The sequence below is a fragment of the Intrasporangium sp. DVR genome (assembly GCF_040365325.1).
GTDB lineage: Bacteria > Actinomycetota > Actinomycetes > Actinomycetales > Dermatophilaceae > Intrasporangium.
Genome location: NZ_BAABZW010000010.1, coordinates 1 through 1,586, shown reverse-complemented (window position 1 = coordinate 1,586; position 1,586 = coordinate 1). Strand labels below are relative to the sequence as shown.

1 protein-coding gene is annotated in these 1,586 nt (G+C 69.9%); it reads left to right on the top strand.

Annotated features, from left to right (window positions below; all coding sequences use genetic code 11):
• Positions 1-116 precede the first annotated feature (116 nt).
• Positions 117-1,390, top strand: a protein-coding gene (locus ABWV20_RS09595; RefSeq protein WP_353354863.1) for an IS3 family transposase whose coding sequence is annotated in 2 segments (ribosomal slippage) — positions 117-477 and positions 477-1,390 — 1,275 coding nt in all. Because the reading frame shifts where the segments join, the coding sequence is not laid out codon by codon here.
• Positions 1,391-1,586: the final 196 nt, after the last annotated feature.

Genomic DNA, 1,586 nt, shown 5'->3' with positions numbered 1-1,586 from the left:
GGCCTGCTGGTCGGCCGCCCAGGCGGCGTACGCCGCCTCGACCACGTGGGGCCTGACCCTGGTTCTTGGACACGCTGAATCCAGCATCTGCTGGGGAAGCGAGATGATTCTGAACCATGGCCCGCAAGAACTACTCCGAGGAGTTCCGTCGTCAGGCCGTTGACTTGTACGAGTCCACTCCGGGTGCGACGGTGCGTGGCATCGCCGAGGACCTGGGCATCGAGCGGGGCACTTTGCGGCACTGGCTCGAGCGGTACGGGACCGGCAAGAAGACGGCCGCCAACGGGACGTTGACCCGCACCCCGCTGACGACCCGACGCTCCTCCTCGACGGTTTCGGCCGGCATCGACTCGACCGTGTCGGAGACCCCCGAGAAGCAGGCCGCCCGGCTGCAGGCGCGGGTCGCGCAGCTGGAGGCGGAGAACGCCAAGCTGACGACCGAGCGTGAGATTCTCCGGTCGGCGGCCAAGTATTTCGCCGGGGAGACGAACTGGTGAACCGCTTCCAGTTCGTCGCCGACCACCAGCACGCCTACGAGGTGAAGCGGTTGTGTGAGCTGATCGAGGTCGAGCGCTCGTCGTTCTACGCGTGGCAGGCCGCGGCCCCGGCGCGGCAGGCACGGGCCGCGGCCGACGCACAGCTCGCCGAGCGGATCCGGACGATCCACGAGGAGGACTCCACGATGGGTGCGCCGCGGATCACCGCCGAGCTGAACGACGGCGCGGGCCAGGCCGAGCGGGTCAACCACAAGCGGGTCGCGCGGGTGATGCGCGCCGAGCAGATCCGCGGCTACCGGCGCCGGCGCCGGGTGCGCACCACGATCCCGGAGCCGGCCGACCAGAAGGTGCCCGACCTGCTGCGGCGGGACTTCACCGCGCCGGCGCCGAACCAGCGCTACGTCGGGGACATCACCTACCTGCCGATCGCGGACGGGACCAACCTGTACCTGGCCACCGTCATCGACTGCCACTCGCGGCGGTTGGTCGGCTGGCAGGTCGCGGACCACATGCGCACCGAGCTCGTCCTCGACGCCCTGCAGGCGGCCGCGGCGACCCGCGGCAGCCTCGCCGGGGCCATCTTCCACTCGGACCACGGGTCGGTCTATACCTCAAAGGATTTCGCCAAGCTGTGTGCCGAGCTCGGGGTGACCCAGTCGATGGGTGCCGTGGGCACGAGCGCGGACAACAGCCTCGCCGAGGCGTTCAACGCGACCGTCAAGCGCGAGGTCCTCCAAGACGAGGCATGCTGGCCCGACGAGCTCACCTGCCGCCGGCAGGTCTTCCGGTGGCTCACCCGGTACAACACACGCCGACGCCACTCCTGGTGCGGCTACCGCAGCCCGATCGCCTACGAGGCCTTCACCGCCGCTACGCTCCCGTCAGCGGCGTAATCCCACCCCGTGTCCAAGAACCGGGGGCAAGGCCCCGACTCGCTCGGTCGGAGGCCCGCCAGCAGCGCCTGGGCGAATTGGGGCGCCTGGAGCGGGCGGTATGACCTGCGCTTCCGCCCGACCCATCAGGATGCCGGTACCAGATGGGCCGACCCCGCTTGCTAGTCCGTTGGTGACCGACTGGCTACGGGAGCCT